Consider the following 20,954-nt stretch of genomic DNA (forward strand, 5'->3'; position numbering starts at 1 on the left):
GCGCTCTCGTTCATTCCGTCTCGCTCGCGATCGCGTTGAGTGCGGCCGCGGCGATCGCGCTGCCGCCGCGCCTGCCCCGTACCACCAGGTGTTCCAGGCCCGAAGGGTGCGCGGCGAGCGCGTCCTTGGACTCGGCGGCGCCGATGAAGCCGACCGGCACGCCGATGACGGCGGCCGGACGCGGCGCGCCCTCCTCGATCATTTCGAGCAGCCGGAACAGCGCGGTGGGCGCGTTGCCGACGGCCACGACCGCGCCGTCGAGCCGGTCGCGCCACAGCTCCAGGGCGGCGGCGCTGCGCGTGGTGCCCAGCTTCGCGGCGAGCCCGGGCACCGACGGGTCGGCCAGCGTGCACAGGACCTCGTTGTCGGCGGGCAGCCGCTTGCGGGTCACACCGCTCGCCACCATCCGCGCGTCGCACAGGATCGGCGCACCCGCGCGCAGCGCCTCGCGGGCCCGGGCCACGACGCCGGGCGTGAAGCCGAGGTCGCGGGGCAGGTCCGTCATGCCGCAGGCGTGGATCATGCGGACCGCGACCTGGCTCACGTCGGCGGGCAGGCCGGTGAGGTCCGCCTCGGCGCGGATCGTGGCAAAGGACTGGCGGTAGATCTCCGCGCCGTCCTTCTCGTAGTCGAACACTGTGCTCTCGCTCATCTCGTCGTTGTCCCCGTCGCCTGCGTCCGGTCCGGCTGTGTCGTCGTCCCGTGCGGTGCGGGCAGTGGGCGGGCTGTCGTCGTACGTGCGGGTGGGGTGGCTGGGGTGGTCGTGCGGTCCGGGCCCGGCCGGGGCGCCTTCGCGTGCGGGGTCCGTGCCGTCGTCGTGCTCGGGTTCCCGCACGTCGCCGTGGTGCGTGCGGCCCTCATGGCCCCGCGCTCCGAGCGGTGGCGACCGCAGCCGCCAACCCGTCTTCCGCCACCGGTACGTGACGCTCGCGCGCGCCCCGTACCGCCACCGTGTAGTGGCCGTCGGGGGTCGCGGTCACGTCCACCCAGTCGCCGTGCGGATGCCCGCAGCGGCGCTCGCACCCCGACCAGTAGACCGGCAGGGGGCCGCGCCCCGGCAGGGCGTCCCGGCGCACATCGGCCAGCGCCTTGGCGCAGCCGGGCCGCCCGGTGCACGCCCCGACCCCGGTCCACGGCGACCCGGGGCCCGTGACGAACCCGGCGTCTTCGAGCTCTCGCAGCCGCTCGTGGGCCGCGCGCTCGTCGAACCCGGGGATCACGAACTGGCGCCACGGGGTGATCCTGACCTCGTCGCGGGGGCCGGCGAGCGCGTGCAGCGCGGGGGCGCCGACCCGGCCGAGCACGGGCGCCACGATCAGGGCGTACGTTCCGTCGGGACTCGCCACGATGCCGGGGGCCGGGGCGGCCGAGTGCGCGTCCGGGGGTGCTGCCGGGGTTGCCGGGATGCCCGCCAGGGCCAGGGCGCCCGCGAGGTCCACGGGGTGGCCCGGGGGGAGTTCGCGGACCCGCCAGGCGCCGTTGCCCGCGGCGGCGGCGGTGTCGAGGAAGGCGCGGGCGGCCGCGAGTGCCGCCCGCGGGGCGTCGCCCGCCGCCACGCGCAGGGTGCTCGGCCCGACGCGTACCAGGGCCGTGTCCCCCGCTTGTGCGAGCAAGGTCACATCGCCGCCGAGGCCCGCGACGTCGCCCCGGCCGTCGTCGAGCACGAACAGGAACCGGCCCGAGAGGGCGGCCGTCCAGTCCTGGCCGCACAGCAGCGCGTCCAGGGCGCGCACCCAGGCGGGGGTGTGCCCGTGGCCCCGGTCGTCGAGACCGGCCAGGGGGGTGGCCACGATGTTGCGGATGCGCTCGTGCTGCTCGGAGGGCAACAGGGCGGTGTGGCGCAGGAGTTCGGCGAGGCCGGTGCCGCAGGCTTCGCCGATGCCGCGCAACTCGGCGTTGCCGCGGGAGGTGATGCCGAGGTGGCCGTCCCCGTACCGCTCGGCCGCGGTGGCCAGCGCGTGTACCTGATGGTTCGTCAAGATACCGCCGGGCAGCCTGAGTCGGGCCAGTTGGCCGTCGTCGGCGGCGTGCAGGCGGAGGGCGCCGGGGCAGGCGTCGCCGCGGTCCCGTACGACGGGGTGCGGGCCGGGTTCGCGCGTGGCTTCTCCCGAGGCGTCCTCTATAGGGGGTTCGCCCTGGTGTGAGGGTGTTGTGGCGGGGGGCGGCATGGCGGCGAGCATACCCACGAGGCCGGACGGGCTGAGCTCGCCCATGCTGGCCAGCACGGTGCTGTTAGGGGCGCGGGGAACTGCGCGAGCAAGCGGGCACGGTCCGCAGGCGCCCTGGGGCTCCGCCCCAGACCCCGTATCGCGCCTTGAGGGCGCTCGTCCTCAATCGCCGGACGGGCTGAGGTTGCCTGTGCTGACCAGCACCAGTACCGGAAGGGATGCGAGCCTCCCCGCACGGTTCGCAGCCGGGGACAATCGACGCGGCCCCCCGCCGAGGGGCCACGCAGGGTCGCTACTATGCAGGCGGCGGGCCACCTGGCCCGGCACGCGCCGGCGACGGCGACAGGGGGAGGAAGCCCGGTGAGATTCCGGCGCGGTCCCGCCACTGTGAGCCCGGACCGAGCCTCGCGCCCGGCCGGGTGAGTCAGGAACTCCCCCTCCCCGACTCGGGGAGACCCATTCCGACACCACCCGGGGCGCGGACACCCCGAGGAAGGCCTGACGCCGCATGCTGCACTCGTCCGGGGAGCCCGCAGAGGACCCCCGCCCCATCCTGCTCCTGTCGACGTCCGACACCGACCTGCTGAGCGCGCGCGCGGCGAACGGCCCGGTGCCCTACCGGTTCGCCAACCCCTCCCGGCTCGCCCTGGACGACCTCCCCGCGCTGATCGACGGCGTCGGCCTCGTCGTCGTCCGCCTGCTCGGCGGCGTACGCGCCTGGCAGGACGGCCTGGACCAGCTCACCGCGAGCGGCCTGCCCGTCGTCGTGCTCACCGGTGAACAGGCCCCGGACGCCCAGCTGATGGCCGCCTCCACCGTGCCCGTCGGCATCGCCGCCGAGGCGCACGCCTACCTCGCGCACGGCGGCCCGGCCAACCTCGACCAGCTGGCCCGCTTCCTGTCCGACACCGTGCTGCTCACCGGCCACGGTTTCGAGCCGCCCGCGCCCGCCCCGTCCTGGGGCCCGCTGGAGCGTACGGCGAACCCGGGCGAGGGCCCGACCGTCGCGGTGCTCTACTACCGCGCCCACCACATGAGCGGCAACACCGCCTTCGTGGACGCCCTGTGCGGCGCGATCGAGGACGCGGGCGCCCGCGCGCTCCCGCTGTACGTGTCCTCGCTGCGCTCCCCCGAGCCCGAGCTCATCGAGGAGCTGGGCGCCGCCGACGCCATCGTGACCACCGTCCTGGCGGCGGGCGGCACCAAGCCCGCCACCGCGTCGGCGGGCGGCGACGACGAGTCGTGGGACGCGGGCGCGCTCAGCGGCCTGGACGTGCCGATCCTCCAGGCGCTCTGCCTCACCGGCTCACGCAGCGCCTGGGAGGAGAACGACGAGGGCGTCTCGCCGCTCGACGCGGCCAGCCAGATCGCGGTGCCCGAGTTCGACGGCCGCCTCATCACCGTCCCGTTCTCCTTCAAGGAGATCGACGAGGACGGGCTCCCCGCCTACGTCGCCGACGCCGAGCGCGCCGCCCGCGTCGCCGGGATCGCCGTACGCCACGCGAAGCTCAAGCACATCCCGGCCGCCGACAAGCGGCTCGCGCTGGTGCTGTCCGCGTACCCCACCAAGCACTCCCGCATCGGCAACGCGGTCGGCCTCGACACCCCCGCGAGCGCCGTCGCGCTGCTGCGCCGACTGCGCGCCGAGGGCTACGACTTCGGGCACGAGGACGAGATCCCGGGCCTGGTCTCCGGCGACGGCGACGAGCTGATCCGCGCCCTGATCGACGCGGGCGGCCACGACCAGGACTGGCTCACCGAGGAGCAGCTGGCCGCCAACCCGGTCCGCATCCCGGCCGCCGACTACCGGCGCTGGTACGCGACGCTGCCCGAGGAGCTGCGCACCGAGGTCGAGGAGCACTGGGGGCCGCCGCCCGGCGAGATGTTCCTGGACCGCAGCCGCAACCCCGAGGGCGACATCGTGCTCGCGGCCCTGCGCCGCGGCAATCTGCTGATCCTCATCCAGCCGCCGCGCGGCTTCGGCGAGAACCCGATCGCGATCTACCACGACCCCGATCTGCCGCCCTCGCACCACTACCTGGCCGCCTACCGCTGGATCGCGGCCCCGGCCGCCGACGGCGGGTTCGGTGCCGACGCGATGATCCACCTCGGCAAGCACGGCAACCTGGAGTGGCTGCCCGGCAAGAACGCGGGCCTGTCCGCCGCCTGCGGCCCGGACGCCGCCCTCGGCGACATCCCGCTCATCTACCCGTTCCTGGTCAACGACCCGGGCGAGGGCACCCAGGCCAAGCGCCGGGTGCACGCCACGCTCATCGACCACCTGGTGCCGCCGATGGCCCGCGCCGACTCCTACGGCGACATCGCGCGCCTGGAGCAACTCCTTGACGAGCACGCCCAGATCGCGTCCATGGACCCGGCCAAGCTGCCCGCGATCCGCGCGCAGATCTGGACGCTGATCCAGGCCGCGAAGCTCGACCACGACCTGGGGCTCGAAGACCGGCCCGAGGACGAGGGTTTCGACGAGTTCATCATGCATCTCGACGGCTGGCTCTGCGAGATCAAGGACGTCCAGATCCGCGACGGACTGCACGTGCTCGGCAACGCCCCGGCCGGCGCCGACCGCGTCAACCTGGCCCTCGCCATCCTGCGCGCCCGCCAGATCTGGGGCGGCACCACCGCCCTGCCCGGTCTGCGCGAGGCGCTCGGCCTGGACGAGTCCGCCGCCACCCGCACCTCAGCCGACGAGGCCGAGGAGCAGGCCCGCGCGCTGGTGCAGTTGATGGACGACGCCGGCTGGGACCTCGCGGCGATCCCCGCCGACCAGCCCCAACAGGTGCGCGCCATCCTGGAGTTCGCGGCCCGCGAGGTCGTGCCGCGCCTCGCCGCGACCACCGCCGAGCTCGACCACACCGTGCACGCCCTGAACGGCGGCTTCGTCCCGGCCGGTCCCTCGGGCTCGCCGCTGCGCGGCCTGGTCAACGTCCTGCCGACCGGCCGCAACTTCTACTCGGTCGACCCCAAGGCCGTCCCCTCCCGGCTCGCCTGGGAGACCGGGCAGGCGCTCGCCGAGTCCCTCGCCGACCGCTACCGCACCGACAACGGCGACTGGCCGACCTCGGTCGGGCTCTCGCTGTGGGGTACGAGCGCGATGCGCACGGCGGGCGACGACGTCGCCGAGGCGATGGCGCTGCTCGGCGTGCGCCCGGTCTGGGACGACGCCTCGCGCCGGGTCACCGGCCTGGAGCCGATCCCGCTCGACGAGCTCGGCCGCCCCCGCATCGACGTGACCCTGCGCATCTCGGGCTTCTTCCGCGACGCCTTCCCGCACACCATCGGGCTGCTCGACGACGCGGTGCGGCTGGCCGCGTCCCTGGACGAGCCCGCCGACCAGAACTTCGTACGCGCCCACACGCAGGCCGACCTCGCGGAGCACGGCGACGAACGCCGGGCCACCACCCGCATCTTCGGCTCTCGCCCCGGCACCTACGGCGCGGGCCTGCTCCAGCTCATCGACTCCCGCGACTGGCGCACCGACGCCGACCTCGCCGAGGTCTACACGGTGTGGGGCGGCTACGCGTACGGCCGCGAGCTGGACGGCCGCCCGGCCCGGGATGAGATGGAGACGGCGTACAAGCGGATCGCGGTCGCGGCGAAGAACACCGACACCCGCGAACACGACATCGCCGACTCGGACGACTACTTCCAGTACCACGGCGGCATGGTGGCGACCGTCCGCGCGCTGCGCGGCACCGCCCCCGAGGCGTACATCGGCGACTCGACGCGTCCGGAGACGGTCAAGACGCGCACCCTGGTCGAGGAGACCAGCCGCGTCTTCCGGGCCCGGGTGGTGAACCCCAAGTGGATCGAGGCGATGCGCCGCCACGGCTACAAGGGCGCCTTCGAACTCGCCGCCACCGTGGACTACCTGTTCGGCTACGACGCCACCACGGGCGTGGTCGCCGACTGGATGTACGACAAGCTGACCGAGACGTACGTCCTCGACCCGGCCAACCGAGCCTTCCTCCAGGAGGCCAACCCCTGGGCGCTGCACGGCATCGCGGAGCGGCTCCTGGAGGCCGAGTCGCGCGGCATGTGGGCCAAGCCCGACCCGGCGGTCCTCGAAGCGCTCCGCCAGGTGTACCTGGAGACCGAGGGCGACTTGGAGGACGAGGGCTGAGCCCCTGCTGCGGACGGCGGGCCCGGGTTTTCCACCCGGGCCCGCCGCCGTGAGCCGGTCCTGAGCGGGCTCGCCGACGTGCTGGTGCGCCACAAGCGCCGCGCTCAGCTCCGCGTGCCGAAGTCCTGGGTCCACCAGGGCCCGCCGGACCCGTAGTGGACGCCGATGCCGATCTCCTTGAACGCGCAGTTCAGGATGTTCGCGCGGTGGCCGGGGCTGTGCATCCAGGAGTCCATGACGGCGGCCGCGTCGGCCTGGCCCCGCGCGATGTTCTCGCCGTACGTGCTCCACTGGTACCCGGCGGCGGTGATCCGCTCGCCGGGGCCCGCGCCGCTCGGGTCGGTGTGGTCGAAGAAGTTCTGCGCGGCCATGTTCTCGGAGTGCTTGAGCGCGGCGCTGTACAGCTGCGAGTTGGTGGTAAGGGCCGAGCAACCGGCCTTGGCGCGCTCGGAGTTGACGAGGGCGAGCACATCCTGGACGGCGGCGGGCTCGCCCGTGTCGGCGCCCGGGGTCGCGCGCCTGGCGGTGGCGCTGGGCTTCGGCGTCGCGGGGTGGCTGGACGGTTTGGCCGGGGGCGTCGACTTCTTGGCGCTCGGGCTCGGTGAACTGCTCGGCCTGGCAGGGGAGTTGGAGGCTGAGGGGCTCGGCGGCACGGGCTTGGTGCCGATGCCGTCGGCCGCGGCGTCCGTGGTGGTGGCGGGGGCGTCCGCGACCGTGCGCGAGGCTTCCTGGCCGGAATCGGTGAGGAAGTGGAAGGCGCCGCCGAGGGCGCCGACCGTGGCGATGCCCGCGATGAGGGCGCCGGCCCGGCGCCGACGGCGTGCCCGCTGGTCGCGCCGGTCGCGCCGGGAGGCGGGGGCGCGGCCCTTGCGGTGGGCGGCGCGGGCGCCGCGCGGGGCGGCGTGGGGGAGGGGCTGGGTCGAGACGCCGGCGGCCGGGGCGTCCGTGGCGAGGGCGGCGGGCCGGAGCGACGGTCCGGCTCCGTGCAGCACGGCGAGCAGCCCGGCGGTGGTGGCCGCGACGGGGACGAGGGCGAGTCCGACGAGGAGGCCCTCGGCGGGTATGAGCCCGCTCCAGTGCCCGGTGCACACCGCGCAGGTGCGGGCGTGCCGGGCGATGCGCTTGCGCCACAGGGCGGAGGGCACGCCGTCCCAGGACAGGGCGAGCCCGGACAGCTCGCCGCAGCGCTCGATCCCGGCGAGCGCGCGGACCACGACCCGGGCGGTCTCCAGCTGGCCCTTCATGCGCTGGACGCGTACGGCGGCGTGCTCGGCCGACAGGTCCAGCGCCGAGGCGACCTCGCCCCGGGTGAGCACACCGGCCGCCTCCAGCCACCACAGCGAGAGCAGCGCCCGGTCGTCGGGCTCCAGCCAGCGGGTGGCCTCGGTGACCTCCTTGCGCTGCCCGGACAGGCCGAGCCGCACGATGGTGAGGTCCACGAAGTCGGCGCCGGGGTCGGCCACGTCGTGGACGTCGTGGAGCGCGCTGTCGACGGGGGTACGGCGGTGGCCCTGCCAGTACCGGCGGATCTCGTTCATGGTGACGGCGACCAGCCAGGAGCGGAACGCCTCCGGGTCGCGCAGCGAGCCGAGGCCGTCGAGCATCCGCAGCAGGCTCTCCTGCACCACGTCGTCGACGTCGGCGTGCCCGTGCAGCGCCCGGCCGACGATGTTGTACACGAGCGGCAGATATCCGGCGACGAGCTCGTCCCGCGCCCGCTGATCCCCGTCCCGGGCCGCGACGACCACCGCGGCTGCCTGTTCACTGATCACGCCTCGTCCACTCTCCCGGAGCACCGAACCTAACTGACCCGACAGAGAGGAGAACAGTCCGGCCGTGCCCGGATAACAGAAAACGGATGACGGATATCGACTGTCCACTGACAGATTCCGGCTGGTGGGAAGGGCTTTGGCGGCAGGGGTGTGGGCCTCGTCACTTCTGGGCGCCGGGTCCGGGGACACAGGGTCGCGGAAGCCCGGAAACTCCGTGCGGCGGGTGTATCGTGCGCACCACCTCTCTCACGAAATGTACTGTTTTGTACGATGACTTGAGTGACCCCAGCGTGCGTCGCCGCACCCTCCTCGCCGGCCTCCCCGTCGCCTTCGCGCTGACCGGATGCGACGAGGCGCCCCCGCGTGAGCGGCGCCCCGAGCGGGGCGCGCCCGCCGGGCCCGTCCGGCAGGGCGGGGTGACCGACCCCCAGCCCCAGCACGCGCTCGTCCTCTCCTACGACCTCACCCCGGGCACCCGTGGGGCCCCCGGGAGGGACGCGGTGCGGCGGCTGCTCGCGCGGTGGAGCGAGTCGCTCACCGGGCTCGAACCGGGCACCACCGCGACCGTCGGCATCGGACCCGCCCTGCCGCAGCGGATCGGCGTCGGCGCCCCGGAAGGACTGCGCGAGCTGCCCGCGTTCGACGGGGAGCACCTCGACGCGGGGGCCGGTGGCGGCGAGATCGGGGTGCAGATCTGCGCGCGCGAGGCCAAGGCGTGCGAGCGGGTCGCCGGGCTGCTCGCGGGCGCGGGCGCCGGGGTGCTCCGGCCGCGCTGGCGCCAGGCGGGCTTCCTGCCGCCCGAACTGCCCGGCCCCCAGTCCGGCCCCTTCACCGCCCGGCGCGAGGGCGAGACCCCGCGCAACCTGCTCGGCTTCAAGGACGGCACGGCCAACCCCTCCGCCGAGGAGAGCGAGCGCTGGGTGTGGCTGCCCGGGCCCGGCCCGTACGCCGACGGCACCTTCCTCGTCGTACGCCGGGTGCGGCTGCGGGTCGAGGAGTTCGGCCGGCTGCCCGTCGCCCGGCAGGAGCAGATCATCGGGCGCCGCAAACGCGGGGGCGAGCCGCTGGAGGGCGGCGCCGAGCACGACGACGTCGACGTGGACGCGCGGACCCCCGAGGGCGGCTACGTCCTGCCCGCGGACGCCCACGTGCGGCTCACGAATCCGCGCCTCGACGACGGTGCCCGCATGCTGCGGCGCGGCTACTCCTACGAGAACAGCCCCGGTGACCGGGGGCTGCTCTTCCTGGCCTACATGAAGGATCCCTCGCTCTTCGTGCGGGTGCAGCAGCGGTTGGTGGCGGGGGATGCGCTCAGCTCCTTCGCGGAGCACTACGGTTCTGCCCTCTTCTACGTCCTCCCCGGCCCCCGCCCGGACCGCCCCCTGGGCAGCATGGTCCTGTAACCCCCTCCCTTTACGCAGTTCCCCGCGCCCCTCAAACCCCCTCCGACCTGCGGACCGTGCCTGCTTGCTCGCGCAGTTCCCCGCGCCCCTCAACCCCCCTTCGATCTGCGGACCGTGGCCGCTTCTCGCGCAGTTCCCCGCGCCCCTGAAGGGCGCCCAGCGTTGGCATCTTCAGCCCGTCATGGGGGTCCCCCCTGGCCCTTAAGGCCTTGGGGGAGTTTGAGGACGAGCGCCCTTTAGGCGCGATACGGGGTCTGGGGCGGAGCCCCAGGGGGTTACTCGGGGCCGGGGTAGTGGCAGGCGACCTCGCGGGGGTCGCCCGGCGTCGGCACGCGCAGGACCGGCGCCTCCACCCCGCACCGCGCCCGCGCCCGCCCGCACCGGGGGTGGAACGCACACCCCGGCGGCGGCGCGGCCGGACTGGGAGGGTCGCCCAGGAGCGTGATCCGCTCGCGGGCCCGCTCGGCCGCCGGATCGGGCAGCGGCACGGCGGACAGGAGGGCCTGGGTGTAGGGGTGGGCCGGCGCCGCGTACACCCGCTCCTTCGCCCCCACCTCGACCACCCGCCCCAGGTACATCACCGCCACCCGGTCGCAGACCCGCTTCACCACCGACAGGTCGTGCGCGATGAAGAGATAGGCCAGGCCGAGCTCCTTCTGGAGGCGTTCCATCAGGTTGACGATCTGGGCCTGGACGGAGACGTCGAGCGCGGAGACCGGCTCGTCGGCGACGACCAGCTTCGGGTCCAGGGCCAGCGCGCGGGCGATCCCGATGCGCTGGGCCTGGCCGCCGGAGAACTCGTGCGGATAGCGGTCGATGTGCTCGGGGATCAGCCCCACCAGGTCCATCAGCTCCACGGCCCGCGCCCGCGCCGCCGACTCCGGTACGCCGTGCGCCAGCAGCGGGTCCGCGATGATGCGGGCCACCGTCTGGCGCGGGTTGAGGGAGGAGTGCGGGTCCTGGAAGACCATCTGGAGGTCCTTGCGCACCGGCCGCAGCTCGCGCCGGTTCAGACGGCTGATGTCGCGGCCCTCGTACGCGATCGTCCCCGAGGTCGGCTCCAGGAGCCGCACGATCATGCGGCCGGTGGTCGACTTGCCGCAGCCGGACTCGCCGACCAGGCCCAGCGTCTCGCCCGCCGCCACGTCGAAGCTCACGCCGTCGACCGCCCGCACGGGCGCGGAACGGCCGCGCCTGCCCGGGAAGTGCATCCTCAAGTCCCGGACCGACAGCAGGGGTTGGTCTGTCGCAGTGCTCATGACGCTACGCCTTCGTACGCGGGGAGGTGGCAGGCGACCGGGTGGCCCTCGGGGCCGCCCAGCAGGGGGCGTTCGCTCTCGCAGCGCTCGCGCTGGGCGCTGCTCGCGAGGGCCGCACGTGGGCAGCGGGGGGCGAACGCGCAGCCCGGGGAGGGGGTGAGCAGGGAGGGCGTGCTGCCCGGGATGGCGCGCAAGGGCGCGTCGTCGCCGTCGTCGAGGCGGGGCAGCGAGTCGAGCAGGCCGCGCGTGTAGGGGTGGGCGGGCATCGCGAACAGGGCGTCCACCGGCGCCTGTTCGGCCGCCCGGCCGCCGTACATCACCAGGACCTCGTGGGCCACCCGGGCCACCACCCCCAGGTCGTGGGTGATCATCACGACGGCCAGGCCCCGCTCCTCCTGAAGCCGGGCGAGCAGTTCCAGGATCTGGGCCTGGACGGTGACGTCGAGCGCGGTGGTGGGCTCGTCCGCGATGAGCAGCTCCGGTTCGCACGCCAGCGCCATGGCGATCATCGCCCGCTGGCGCATGCCGCCGGAGAACTGGTGCGGGTACTCGCCCGCCCGGCGGCCGGGTTCAGGGATGCCGACCTCGGCGAGCATCTCCACCGCCCGCCTGCGGGCCTCGGCGCGGCGGGAGTTGAAGTGGACGCGGTGGTGCTCGGCGATCTGCTCGCCGACCGTGTAGTACGGGTGCAGGCTGGAGAGCGGGTCCTGGAAGATCATCGCGATGCGCCGGCCGCGCACCCGGTTCAGGGCACGTTCGGGCAGGCCCACCAGCTCCTGGCCGTCGAGGGCGATGGAGCCGGTGACCTCGGCGCCGGTGTGCAGGCCGAGGACGGCCATCGAGGTGACGGACTTGCCGGAGCCGGACTCGCCGACGATGCCGAGGGTGCGGCCCCGGTGGACGTCGAAGGAGAGCGTGTCGACGGCCCGCACGGGGCCGCGCGCGGTGGCGAAGGTGACGCTCAAGTCCCGTACGGACAGAAGCGGTTGGGCATGGGGCGGTGGAGTCATCAGAGCCTCACTCGCGGGTCGACGACCGCGTACAGGAGGTCGACGGCCAGGTTGGCCACGACGATGAAGGCGGCGGCGAGCAGGGTCACGCCGAGGATGACGGGCTGGTCGCCGGTGGACAGGGCGCCGTAGAAGAGCCGTCCGACGCCGGGCAGCCCGAAGATGGACTCGGTGATGACCGCACCCGCGAGCAGCCCGCCCAGGTCCATGCCGAACAGGGTGAGGACCGGGGTCATCGCGGAGCGCAGCCCGTGTTTGACGACGACCGTGCGGCGCGGCAGGCCCTTGGCGCGGGCGGTGCGGATGTAGGGCTCCGCCATCGTCTCGATCATCGAACTTCGGCTCTGGCGCGCGTACATGGCGGCGTACAGGAAGGCGAGGGCGATCCAGGGGAGCAGCAGGTTGGAGGCCCAGTGCAGGGGGTCGGAGGTGAGGGAGACGTACTGCGGGTAGGGCAGGAGCCCGGCCACCCGGATCAGTCCGTAGATCAGCATCACCGAGGTGAAGTAGACCGGCAGGGAGGCGGCGGCGACCGCGCCCACCATCAGGGCCCGGTCGGTGAGGGTGTCCTTGCGCAGTGCGGCGGTGACTCCGGCGGACAGGCCGAGCAGCAGCCAGAGCAGGGCCGCGCCCACGGCGAGGGAGGCCGAGACCGGCAGCCGGTCCATGAGCAGCGCCCACACGGACTCGCTGTTCTCGTACGAGTAGCCCAGGCACGGGAAGTCGCAGTGCAGGGCGTACTGGCCGGTGCCCATGGTGCGGCCGGTGAAGATCCCGGAGGCGAAGTCCCAGAACTGGCGCCACAGCGGCCGGTCCAGGCCCATGTGGGCGCGGATGGCCTCCAGGCGTTCGGTGCTGCACGACTTGCCGCAGGCGGCGGCCGCCGGGTCGGAGGGCAGGACGTAGAAGATGGTGAAGGTGACGGCGGCGATCGCGATGAGCACCCCGATCACTCCGAGCACCCGGCGGGCGAGGTAGCGGGTCATGTGCGGCTCCCCCTCGGGTCGAGGACGTCGCGCAGCGCGTCGCCGAGCAGGGTGAAGGCGAGCACGGTCAGGAACAGGCAGGCGCTCGGGATGACGAAGTACATCGGGTCGGTGTCGTAGAACGACACGCTCTCGGCGATCATCTGGCCCCAGGACGGGGTGGGCGGGCGCACGCCCACGCCGAGGTAGCTGAGCGCGGCCTCGGTGGCGATCATGCCGGGGACGACGAGCGTGGTGTACGCGATGACGGGTCCGGCCACCCCGGGCAGGATGTCGCGGGTCAGGATGCGCCAGGGGCCGGAGCCGCCGACGCGGGCGGCGTCCACGTACTCGCGGTGTTTGAGCGAGAGGGTCTGGCCGCGCACCACCCGGGCGATGCCGGGCCAGCCGAACAGGCCGATGACGGCGGTCATCAGCAGGATGCGGTTGACGTCCTTGGCCACCGACATCATCGCGATCATGAAGATGAGGGAGGGGAAGGACATGGTGAGGTCCATCAGGCGGGAGAGCACCGTGTCGGTGCGGCCCCCGAAGTAGCCGGCCGCGATCCCGGCGGCGGTGCCCGCGACCACGACGACGGCGGTCGCGGTCAGGGCGATGAGCAGGGAGACCTGGGCGCCGTGGACGACGCGGGAGAACAGGTCGCGGCCGGTGACGGGTTCGACGCCGAGCCAGTGGTCGGCGGAGATCCCGCCGAGCGGGCCCAGCGGCCGGCCGCCGAGGTAGGGATCGATGGCGCTCTTGTCGAACGCGTCGGGCGCCCAGCCGCACAGCGCGCTGAGCAGTGGGGCACCCGCCGCCATGAGGAGGAACAGGACGACGACGCCGAGGGAGATCCGCACGGAGGTGCGGCGGCGCAGCTCCGCGCGGGCCAGTCGCCAGGGCCCGCGGCCGGGGGCCGCCGCGGGCGTGCCGGCGGGGGTCTTCACCGAGGTGGTCATGGTCGGGCGGTCCTCAGTTCCCGCTCTTGGCGGGGTTCTTGAGCCCGATGGTGGCGTAGTCGAGCTGGCCCTCGAAGGACGTGTGGCCGTAGCCGCCCGCGATGTTGGTGCCGAGCACCAGCGGCCAGCGCCGGACCAGGACGGGGACGGCGGGGGCCTTGGCGAGGATCTCGCCGTCGAGTCGCTGCCAGGCCTGGGCCGCGGCCTGGGCGTCGGGCATCGCGGAGATCTCGTCGATGCGCTTCATGGTCGCGTCGTCGCGGAAGAGCGAGTGGTTGCCCTGGTTGCCCTTGTCCTTGATGGAGCGCCCGTCGAAGACGAACGGCAGGAACGTGGAGCCGGACGGGTAGTCGGGGCACCAGCCCGAGTACACGATGTCCGTACGGTTCTTGGTGTCGCCGATGGTGGCGTAGAACGCGGACGGGTCGACGGTCTCGATGGTGACCTTGATCCCGGCCTTGGCGAGCGACTCCTGGATGGCCTCGGCGCGGCCCTTGTCGCCGGTGGAGACGGTCATGCTGGTCTCGAACCCGCCCGCCTTGCCCGCCTCCTTGAGCAGTTCCTTCGCCTTGGCGACGTCACCGGTGGCGGGGATCTTGAGGGTGTCGGGCTGCTTGCCGCCGAAGAGGCCCGCCGGCATGTACGCGCTGGACAGGTCGTTGAACGCGGGGCCGCCCGACGAGGTGAGCACCGCGTCCTTGTCGAGCGCGTACATCACCGCCCGGCGCACCAGCACATCGGTGAACGGGGCCCGCCCGGTGTCCATCTGGACCATGTCGGTGCAGTTGCTGGACTCGGCGACGAGGCGGGAGCGCACCTCGGCGTTCGGCAGCACCTTCGACGCGCTCTCGGGGCGCAGCGCCCCCCAGGAGACCGCGGAGGCGTCCGTGCCCTGGGCGGCGATCAGGCGGTCGTCGATCTGGGTGCCCTTGAGCCCCATCGTCACCACGATGCGGTCCGGGTAGGCCTTGCGGACCGGGTCGGTCGAGGCGTCCCAGTGGGTGTTGCGCACCAGGGTCAGCTGCTTGTTGCGGTCGTAGGACTCGATCTTGTACGGGCCGGACGAGAAGGGTCTGTTGTCGTACTTGGGGCCGGTGTCCTTGGCCTGGGGGACGGGCGCGAACGTGGGCATGGCGGCGGCGTTGGGGAACTCGGCGAAGGGCTTGCGCAGGTCGAAGACGATCGTGTGGTCGTCGGGGACCCTGATCGAGTCGAGGTGCCTGCCCTGGGCGGGGCCCTGGTAGCCCTCGGCGCCGGTGAGGTAGCGGGCCGCGTAGTCGGCGCCGCCGGGCAGGTCGGGGGAGAAGGAGCGTTCCACGTTGTACTTGACGTCCTGCGCGGTGATCGGTGTGCCGTCCTCGTAGGCGAGCCCGGGTCTGAGGTGGAAGGTCCAGGTGCGGGCCCCGTTGGAGGCGGTGCCGAGGTCGGTCGCGAGGTCGGGCACCAGCTCGCCGCCCGCGGTGCCCGGGGCCGCCCGGTAGGTCACCAGGGTGCGGTAGAGCAGCCGGGTGCCGAAGTCCATGTCGGTCATGACCCAGTTGCGGGCCGGATCGAGGTGGGTGAAGTCCTGGTTGGACAGGACGGTGAGGGTGCCGCCCTTGACCGGGGTGCCACCGATCACCTTGCCCACGTTCTCGACGGCGGGGTTCTTGGCGCCCGACTGGCCCGCGCTCGGGTGCTTCGCCCCGGAACAGCCGGTCGCGCCGAGGGTGAGCGTCGCCGTGAGGGCCACGGCGAGGGCGGTGCAGGTGCGCTTGTTCATCAGTGGTCACTCCGTGAACAGTTCGGACAGCCCCGGGAGGCTGGAATGTGACCCGTAACATAGTAATGTGAAATTGCACTGACAAGGTGTCGGGAACTCTTTTATCCGCCCTTGGCCGTACGGGGCCCACGGGGGAGGCCCCGTACGGCAGTTGGTCGCGGAGGCGTCTTGGCAGGGCTGGTGCCATGTGAAATATTACTGAGGTGTCCATGAGATCCATGCGCAGCACCTCGGACGTCGTCGTCGTGGGGGCCGGGGTCGTGGGGGCCGCCTGCGCCTACTATGCGGCCCGCGCCGGCCTCGCCGTCACCGTGCTCGACCGCGGGCCGGTGGCGGGCGGCACGACGGGATCGGGCGAGGGCAACCTCCTCGTCTCCGACAAGGAACCGGGGCCCGAGCTCGAACTCGCCCTGCATTCGAGCGGGTTGTGGGCCGAGCTCGCCGAACTGCTGCCCCGCGGGGTGGAGTACGAGCCCAAGGGGGGTCTCGTCGTCGCCTCCGACGAGACGGGAATGGCCGCGCTGCGCACCTTCGCGGCGGGCCAGGAGAAGGCGGGCGTGACCGTACGCGACGTGGCGGCCGACCGGCTGCACGACCTGGAGCCGCATCTGGCGCAGGGTCTCGCGGGCGGCGTCCACTATCCCCAGGACGCCCAGGTCATGCCCGCCCTCGCCGCCGCCCACCTGCTGCGCGCCTCCGGCGCCGAGGTACGGCTCGGCGAGGAGGTCACCGGCCTGCTCACCGGGCCCGGCGGCGCGGTGCGCGGGGTGCGGACCGCCACCGGGGTGCTGCACGCGCCGTACGTGGTGAACGCGGCGGGCCCCTGGGGCGGCGAACTGGCGCGGCTGGCCGGGGTGTTGCTGCCGGTGCTGCCCCGGCGCGGCTTCGTCCTGGTCACCGAACCCCTGCCGCGCGTGGTGCGGCACAAGGTGTACGCGGCGGACTACATCGCCGACGTGGCCAGCGGCTCGGCCGCGCTCCAGACCTCGCTGGTGATCGAGGGCACCCGCGCGGGCCCGGTCCTGATCGGGGCGAGCCGTGAGCGGGTGGGCTTCGACCGGGGCCTGTCCGTCGAGGCCCTGCGCCGCCTCGCGGCCGGGGCGACCTCCCTGTTCCCGGTCCTCGCCGACGTGCGGACCATCCGTACGTACGCGGGCTTCCGGCCCTATCTGCCGGACCACCTCCCGGCGATCGGGCCCGACCCGCGCGTGCCCGGTCTGCTGCACGCGTGCGGCCACGAGGGGGCGGGGATCGGGCTCGCCCCGGCGACGGGCCGGATCATCGCGGACTGCCTGGCCGGGGTCCGACCCGCCCTCGACATCGGCCCGTTCGACCCGTCCCGGTTCGACACCGGGGCCGAGGGATCGCATCCCGGCCCCCACCGGACGCACCGCTAGGAACGCCCGTACCGCCAGGAACGTCCGTACCACCAGGAACATCCGCACCGCCAGGAAGGGAGGCCCTTGGTGGCCCGAAACCCGCTCGAACTGGCCGGGGCCCGCCCCGGGCCCGCCTTCGAGATCACCGTCGACGGGCGCCCCGTGCCCGCGCTGCCCGGCCAGTCCGTCGCGGCGGCCCTGTGGGGCGCGGGCATACTCGCCTGGCGCACCACCCGCGTGGGAGGCCGCCCGCGCGGGGCGTTCTGCGGCATCGGGCAGTGCTTCGAGTGTCTCGCGGTGATCAACGGGGTGCCGAATCGGCGGGCCTGCCTCGTGCCCGCGGGGCCCGGGGACGCGGTCACCACGCAGGGGGGGCATGGTCGTGCCGACCTCGCCGTCTGAACCCGCCGGGGCCGGGCCTTCCGCCTCGGAGGGCGCCGGGGCTCCGCCCCAGGCCCCGCACGCCGGGACCCCGGCGCCTGCGGCGGCCCGGGAGTCCGCTCGTGGTTCGGCTGGTGGGCCGGTCGCGCAGTTCGCCGCGCCACTGGGGGGTGGTGAGGGTGTTGGGGGTGTGTGCGTGCCGGGGCGGGGTTCGGCTGGGGACCGTTCTGGGCTTGTTGCCCAGACCCCCGCGGCCCCTGGGGGTGGGCGTGGGTCGGTGCTGACGTATGACCTTGCTGTGGTGGGGGGTGGGGCCGCTGGGCTTGCGGGGGCGGTCACCGCGGCTGAACTCGGGTTGCGGGTGGTCCTGTTGGACCTCTCCGCGCGGGTCGGCGGGCAGTTCTACCGGCAGCCCGCGTCCGCGCTGCGCGCCCGGCGGCCCGAGGCGCTGCACCACGACTGGGCGGCCTTCGCCGATCTCCGGGCGCGCCTGGCGACCAGCGGGGTCACGCATCTCGCGGGGCACCACGTCTGGACGGTGGAGCGCGGGGGCGACACCGACTGGACGGTCCATGCCGTGACCGGTGCCGACGGGGGCGACGAGCATCCGGTACGGGTCCGGGCGCGGGCCGTGCTGCTCGCGACCGGTGCGTACGAGCGCCAACTCCCCTTTCCCGGCTGGACGTTGCCGGGCGTGGTCGGGGCCGGGGGTGCGCAGGCCATGCTCAAGGCCGGTCTCGTGCTGCCCGGGAAGCGGGTGGTGGTCGCGGGGAGCGGGCCGCTGCTGCTGGCCGTCGCCTCCTCGCTCGCCGGGGCGGGGGCCGAGGTCCCGGCCGTGGTCGAGGCGTCCGGATACCTCGGGTACGCCCGGCGCCCCGGCGCGCTCGCGGCCAACCCGCGCAAGCTCGCCGAGGCGGCCGTGCACGGGGCGGCGCTGCTGCGGCACCGGGTGGCGCTGCGCACCCGCAGCGCGGTGACCGAGGTGCACGGCGCCGCACGCGTGGAGGCGGTCACCGTCACGCGGCTTGACGAGCGGTGGCGGCCGATTCCGGGCACGGGCCGCGAGATCGCCTGCGACGCGCTGGCCGTCGGCCACGGCCTGGTCCCCGGGATCGAGCTGGCCACCTCCCTCGGCTGTGCCACCCGCCGCACCCCCGACCACACCCTCGCCCTCGCCCTGGACCACCGCCTGGAGACCTCCGTACGCGGGCTCTGGGGCGCAGGCGAACCCGGCGGCGTCGGCGGCGCCCAACTCGCCCGCGCGGAAGGGGAGTTGGCGGCGCGCGCGATCGCGGGCCGACTCGGCGGGAACCCCGGACCGGGTGGGCGCGTGCGGCAGTTGCGGTTGCGCCGCACCCGGCTGCGCGCCTTCGCCGAAGCCATGGCGGCCGCGCACGCGCCGGGCCCGGGGTGGACCGAGTGGCTGACCGACGAGACCGAGGTGTGCCGCTGCGAGGAGGTGACGGCGGGCCGCATCCGCGGGGCCGTCGAGGAGGGCGCCCGGGACGCGCGCACGGTCAAACTGTTCACCCGGGCCGGCATGGGCTGGTGCCAGGGCCGGACGTGCGGGGCGGCGGTGTCCTGTCTGGCGGGCGGCGCCGAACCACCCGCAGAGCGGCGGCCGTTCGCGACGCCGGTCCCGCTCGGAGCGCTGGCCGCCCTCGCCCCCGAGGTCCCGCCGGAGCAGAACGATTCGCAAAAGTAACGTGACATTGTACTCTGGGTCTCCGCTCGGTACGGAGGAACAGCAGCATGGGTCACCTGAAGCAGAGCAAGGTCATCACCACCACCGAGCGACTGCGCGACCAGGTCGCCCACGCGCTGCGGGCCGCGCTGATCTCCGGCGAACTCCGCCCCGGTCAGGTCTACTCGGCGCCCGGCCTCGCCGAGGACTTCGGCATCTCCGCGACCCCCGTACGCGAAGCGATGCTCGACCTCGCGCGCGAGGGCCTGGTGGAGCCGGTGCGCAACAAGGGGTTCCGGGTGACCGAGGTCAACGAGCGCGACCTCGACCAGTACACCGAGATCAGGGCGCTGATCGAGGTCCCCATGGTCGGCCGGATCACCCGCACCGCGGACCGGGCCGACCTGGAGGCGCTGCGGCCGGTCGCCGAGGAGATCGTGCGCGCGGCCCGCGACCACGACCTCATCGGGTACCTGGAGGCGGACCGGCGCTTCCACCTCTCCCTGCTCGCCCTGGGCGGCAACGAGCGCCTGGTGGAGACGGTCGGCGATCTGCGCAAGCGGTCCCGGCTGTACGGGCTGACCGCGCTCGACCAGCGCGACGAGCTGATCCCGTCCGCCGAGGAGCACGTCGAGCTCCTCGATCTGATGCTGGCGGGCGACGCCCGGGGCGCCGAGAAGTGCATGACCCGGCACCTGGGCCACGTCCGCTCCTTGTGGGCGAGGAGCGAGGCCGCCGAGCCCAAGCCGAAGCGCCGCCTCGGCGCGGGGCGCTGAACGCGTAGGCCCTACGCGCCGGTCGGGCCGGTCCGCCGGACCGGTATCCACAGGGCGGCGTCGATCGTGTCGCCCACGGCGGACGGCGGCGTGCGCAGGATCTCCGGACCCGGCCTGCTCTCGTACGGGTTGGACGGGAACCACTCCGTGAACACGTCCCGCCACAGGTGCTGGAGCGCCTCGGGGAACGGCCCGGTGTTCTCGAAGACGGCCCAGGTGCCCGCGGGCACCTGGAGCGAGTCGAGGCCCTCGGGCGGCTCCGTTCGGGTCAACACGGCGTACCAGTAGTCCAGTTCGGTGCCCTCGGCCCGGCTCGGGTCGAGGTCGGCGCAGGCCGAGACGATGCCCCGGGGTTCCTGGTCGGACAGCGGGTGGATGCGCGGAGCCGTCTCCTGCCCGACGCTCCGGACGAACGCGGCGATCGCCGGGTTGACCCCCGCGTGCACGACCGGAACCCGTGCCTTCCTCCCGACCAGCTGGAACGCGTCCTTCTCCACGATCCGGTACCGCATGGTGGTGCTCCCTTCGACGACGAGGCGGAAGGACATCCGGGGCTGCGAGCGCAGGGCGGCGCCGGTCCGCCGGGCCTCGCCGGGGCCGACGCCGTGCAGGGCACGGAACGCCCGCGCGAACGCCTCCCCCGACGTGTAGCCGTAGCGGACCGCGACGTCGAGCAGGGTGCGCTGACCCGCGAGCACCTCGGCGCCCGCGACGGTCAGCCGCCTGCGCCGCACGTACTCCGACAGCGGCATTCCGGCCAGGGCGGAGAACAGGCGCCGGAAGTGGTACTCCGAGGTCGTCGCGATGCGGGCGAGTTCGGCGACGTCGATCTCCTCGGTCAGCCGGTCCTCGATGTGCCCCATGGCCCGATTGAGCCGCTCCAGCATCTCCCGGCCCCCTTCCTTCCTTACGCGCTCCACGCCAGGAGCGGCGTACTCCGGCCGACCCGACATTCTGTGCCCCTGCCTGTCGGGTGGCCCTCCGATCCGCGGACCGCGCCCGCCCTTCGCGCAGTTCCCCGCGCCCCTCAAACCCCCTTCGATCTGCGGACCGTGCCCGCTCTTCGCGCAGTTCCCCGCGCCCCTCAAACCCCCTTCGATCTGCGGACCGTGCCCGCTCTTCGCGCAGTTCCCCGCGCCCCTCAACCCCTTTCGATCTGCGGACCGCGCCCGCCCTTCGCGCAGTTCCCCGCGCCCCTGTCGGGCGCCCAGCGTTGGCATCTTCAGCCCGTCCGGCGATTGAGGACGAGCGCCCTTGAGGCGCGAACGGGGGTCTGGGGGCGGAGCCCCCAGGAG

16 protein-coding genes and 1 riboswitch are annotated in these 20,954 nt (G+C 73.8%); of the genes, 7 read left to right on the plus strand and 9 right to left on the minus strand.

The features are described from left to right. Positions 1–10: 10 nt before the first annotated feature. Positions 11–652 (minus strand): precorrin-8X methylmutase, encoded by a 642-nt coding sequence (locus DT019_RS33070; protein ID WP_114040727.1) that lies wholly within the window; start codon positions 650–652, stop codon positions 11–13. Positions 653–857: 205 nt separating this feature from the next. Continuing rightward, complete coding sequence (locus DT019_RS33075) at positions 858–1,979, minus strand: cobalamin biosynthesis protein CobG (RefSeq protein WP_317617836.1); 1,122 nt, start codon at positions 1,977–1,979, stop codon at positions 858–860. Between DT019_RS33075 and DT019_RS40960 the strand changes: the two genes are divergently transcribed. Both DT019_RS40960 and cobN read left to right on the plus strand, forming a co-directional pair. Beyond that, positions 1,968–2,144 carry a hypothetical protein gene (locus DT019_RS40960; RefSeq protein ID WP_317617837.1) on the plus strand — a complete coding sequence of 59 codons (177 nt, stop codon included), beginning with the start codon at positions 1,968–1,970 and terminating at the stop codon, positions 2,142–2,144. The genes DT019_RS33075 and DT019_RS40960 overlap by 12 nt on opposite strands. A gap of 373 nt (positions 2,145–2,517) precedes the next feature. Beyond that, positions 2,518–2,602, plus strand: a riboswitch (cobalamin riboswitch). A 74-nt stretch (positions 2,603–2,676) separates the two neighbouring features. After that, positions 2,677–6,306 carry a cobaltochelatase subunit CobN gene (cobN, locus tag DT019_RS33080; protein WP_114040672.1) on the plus strand — a complete coding sequence of 1,210 codons (3,630 nt, stop codon included), beginning with the start codon at positions 2,677–2,679 and terminating at the stop codon, positions 6,304–6,306. Positions 6,307–6,410: 104 nt separating this feature from the next. On the opposite strand, the gene DT019_RS33085 is transcribed toward cobN, so the two are convergent. Continuing rightward, the gene (locus DT019_RS33085; RefSeq protein WP_114040673.1) at positions 6,411–8,078 is read right to left on the minus strand and encodes a sigma-70 family RNA polymerase sigma factor; all 1,668 of its coding nucleotides are present in this window, start codon (positions 8,076–8,078) and stop codon (positions 6,411–6,413) included. 275 nt (positions 8,079–8,353) lie between these two features. Between DT019_RS33085 and DT019_RS33090 the strand changes: the two genes are divergently transcribed. Continuing rightward, positions 8,354–9,481 carry a Dyp-type peroxidase gene (locus tag DT019_RS33090; protein ID WP_189390140.1) on the plus strand — a complete coding sequence of 376 codons (1,128 nt, stop codon included), beginning with the start codon at positions 8,354–8,356 and terminating at the stop codon, positions 9,479–9,481. Between the two features lie 275 nt (positions 9,482–9,756). On the opposite strand, the gene DT019_RS33095 is transcribed toward DT019_RS33090, so the two are convergent. The 5 genes from DT019_RS33095 to DT019_RS33115 are packed head-to-tail and all read right to left on the minus strand — an operon-like array spanning position 9,757 to position 15,439. Next, positions 9,757–10,740 (minus strand): ABC transporter ATP-binding protein, encoded by a 984-nt coding sequence (locus tag DT019_RS33095; RefSeq protein WP_114040675.1) that lies wholly within the window; start codon positions 10,738–10,740, stop codon positions 9,757–9,759. Then, entirely contained in the window at positions 10,737–11,750 is a 1,014-nt protein-coding gene (locus tag DT019_RS33100) for an ABC transporter ATP-binding protein (protein ID WP_114040676.1), read from the minus strand. The genes DT019_RS33095 and DT019_RS33100 overlap by 4 nt, the downstream gene beginning before the upstream one ends. Next, a complete protein-coding gene (locus DT019_RS33105) occupies positions 11,750–12,736 on the minus strand; it encodes an ABC transporter permease (RefSeq protein WP_114040677.1) in 987 nt (328 codons plus the stop codon). Before DT019_RS33105 ends, DT019_RS33100 begins: the two co-directional genes overlap by 1 nt. Then, positions 12,733–13,677, minus strand: coding sequence for an ABC transporter permease (locus tag DT019_RS33110; RefSeq protein ID WP_114040678.1), 945 nt, complete (start codon positions 13,675–13,677; stop codon positions 12,733–12,735). Before DT019_RS33110 ends, DT019_RS33105 begins: the two co-directional genes overlap by 4 nt. A 13-nt stretch (positions 13,678–13,690) precedes the next feature. Further along, entirely contained in the window at positions 13,691–15,439 is a 1,749-nt protein-coding gene (locus DT019_RS33115) for an ABC transporter substrate-binding protein (protein WP_114040679.1), read from the minus strand. A gap of 218 nt (positions 15,440–15,657) precedes the next feature. Here DT019_RS33115 and DT019_RS33120 point away from each other — a divergent pair, with 218 nt between their 5' ends. The 4 genes from DT019_RS33120 (at position 15,658) to DT019_RS33135 (ending at position 19,659) form a co-directional block, all read left to right on the plus strand. Further along, complete coding sequence (locus tag DT019_RS33120) at positions 15,658–16,836, plus strand: NAD(P)/FAD-dependent oxidoreductase (RefSeq protein WP_114040680.1); 1,179 nt, start codon at positions 15,658–15,660, stop codon at positions 16,834–16,836. A gap of 69 nt (positions 16,837–16,905) precedes the next feature. Next, on the plus strand, positions 16,906–17,220 hold the full coding sequence (locus DT019_RS33125; RefSeq protein WP_114040729.1) for a (2Fe-2S)-binding protein: 315 nt from the start codon (positions 16,906–16,908) through the stop codon (positions 17,218–17,220). 256 nt (positions 17,221–17,476) lie between these two features. Further along, positions 17,477–18,904, plus strand: a complete 1,428-nt coding sequence (locus DT019_RS33130) for an NAD(P)/FAD-dependent oxidoreductase (RefSeq protein WP_223279876.1) — start codon at positions 17,477–17,479, stop codon at positions 18,902–18,904. A 47-nt stretch (positions 18,905–18,951) separates the two neighbouring features. Next, on the plus strand, positions 18,952–19,659 hold the full coding sequence (locus tag DT019_RS33135) for a GntR family transcriptional regulator (RefSeq protein WP_114040682.1): 708 nt from the start codon (positions 18,952–18,954) through the stop codon (positions 19,657–19,659). Between the two features lie 11 nt (positions 19,660–19,670). Here the strand turns inward: DT019_RS33135 and DT019_RS33140 are convergent, their stop codons facing one another. Continuing rightward, entirely contained in the window at positions 19,671–20,546 is an 876-nt protein-coding gene (locus tag DT019_RS33140; protein ID WP_114040683.1) for an AraC family transcriptional regulator, read from the minus strand. Positions 20,547–20,954 lie beyond the last annotated feature (408 nt).

It is taken from the genome of Streptomyces sp. SDr-06 (genome assembly GCF_003324565.1).
Classification (GTDB): Bacteria; Actinomycetota; Actinomycetes; order Streptomycetales; family Streptomycetaceae; genus Streptomyces.

Coding starts and splice junctions, on each gene's coding strand:
- DT019_RS33070 (WP_114040727.1), bottom strand. CDS start 652: ATGAGCGAGAGCACAGTGTTCGACTACGAGAAGGACGGCGCGGAGATC.
- DT019_RS40960 (WP_317617837.1), top strand. CDS start 1,968: ATGGTTCGTCAAGATACCGCCGGGCAGCCTGAGTCGGGCCAGTTGGCC.
- cobN (WP_114040672.1), top strand. CDS start 2,677: ATGCTGCACTCGTCCGGGGAGCCCGCAGAGGACCCCCGCCCCATCCTG.
- DT019_RS33095 (WP_114040675.1), bottom strand. CDS start 10,740: ATGAGCACTGCGACAGACCAACCCCTGCTGTCGGTCCGGGACTTGAGG.
- DT019_RS33100 (WP_114040676.1), bottom strand. CDS start 11,750: ATGACTCCACCGCCCCATGCCCAACCGCTTCTGTCCGTACGGGACTTG.
- DT019_RS33105 (WP_114040677.1), bottom strand. CDS start 12,736: ATGACCCGCTACCTCGCCCGCCGGGTGCTCGGAGTGATCGGGGTGCTC.
- DT019_RS33110 (WP_114040678.1), bottom strand. CDS start 13,677: ATGACCACCTCGGTGAAGACCCCCGCCGGCACGCCCGCGGCGGCCCCC.
- DT019_RS33115 (WP_114040679.1), bottom strand. CDS start 15,439: ATGAACAAGCGCACCTGCACCGCCCTCGCCGTGGCCCTCACGGCGACG.
- DT019_RS33120 (WP_114040680.1), top strand. CDS start 15,658: ATGCGCAGCACCTCGGACGTCGTCGTCGTGGGGGCCGGGGTCGTGGGG.
- DT019_RS33135 (WP_114040682.1), top strand. CDS start 18,952: ATGGGTCACCTGAAGCAGAGCAAGGTCATCACCACCACCGAGCGACTG.
- DT019_RS33140 (WP_114040683.1), bottom strand. CDS start 20,546: ATGCTGGAGCGGCTCAATCGGGCCATGGGGCACATCGAGGACCGGCTG.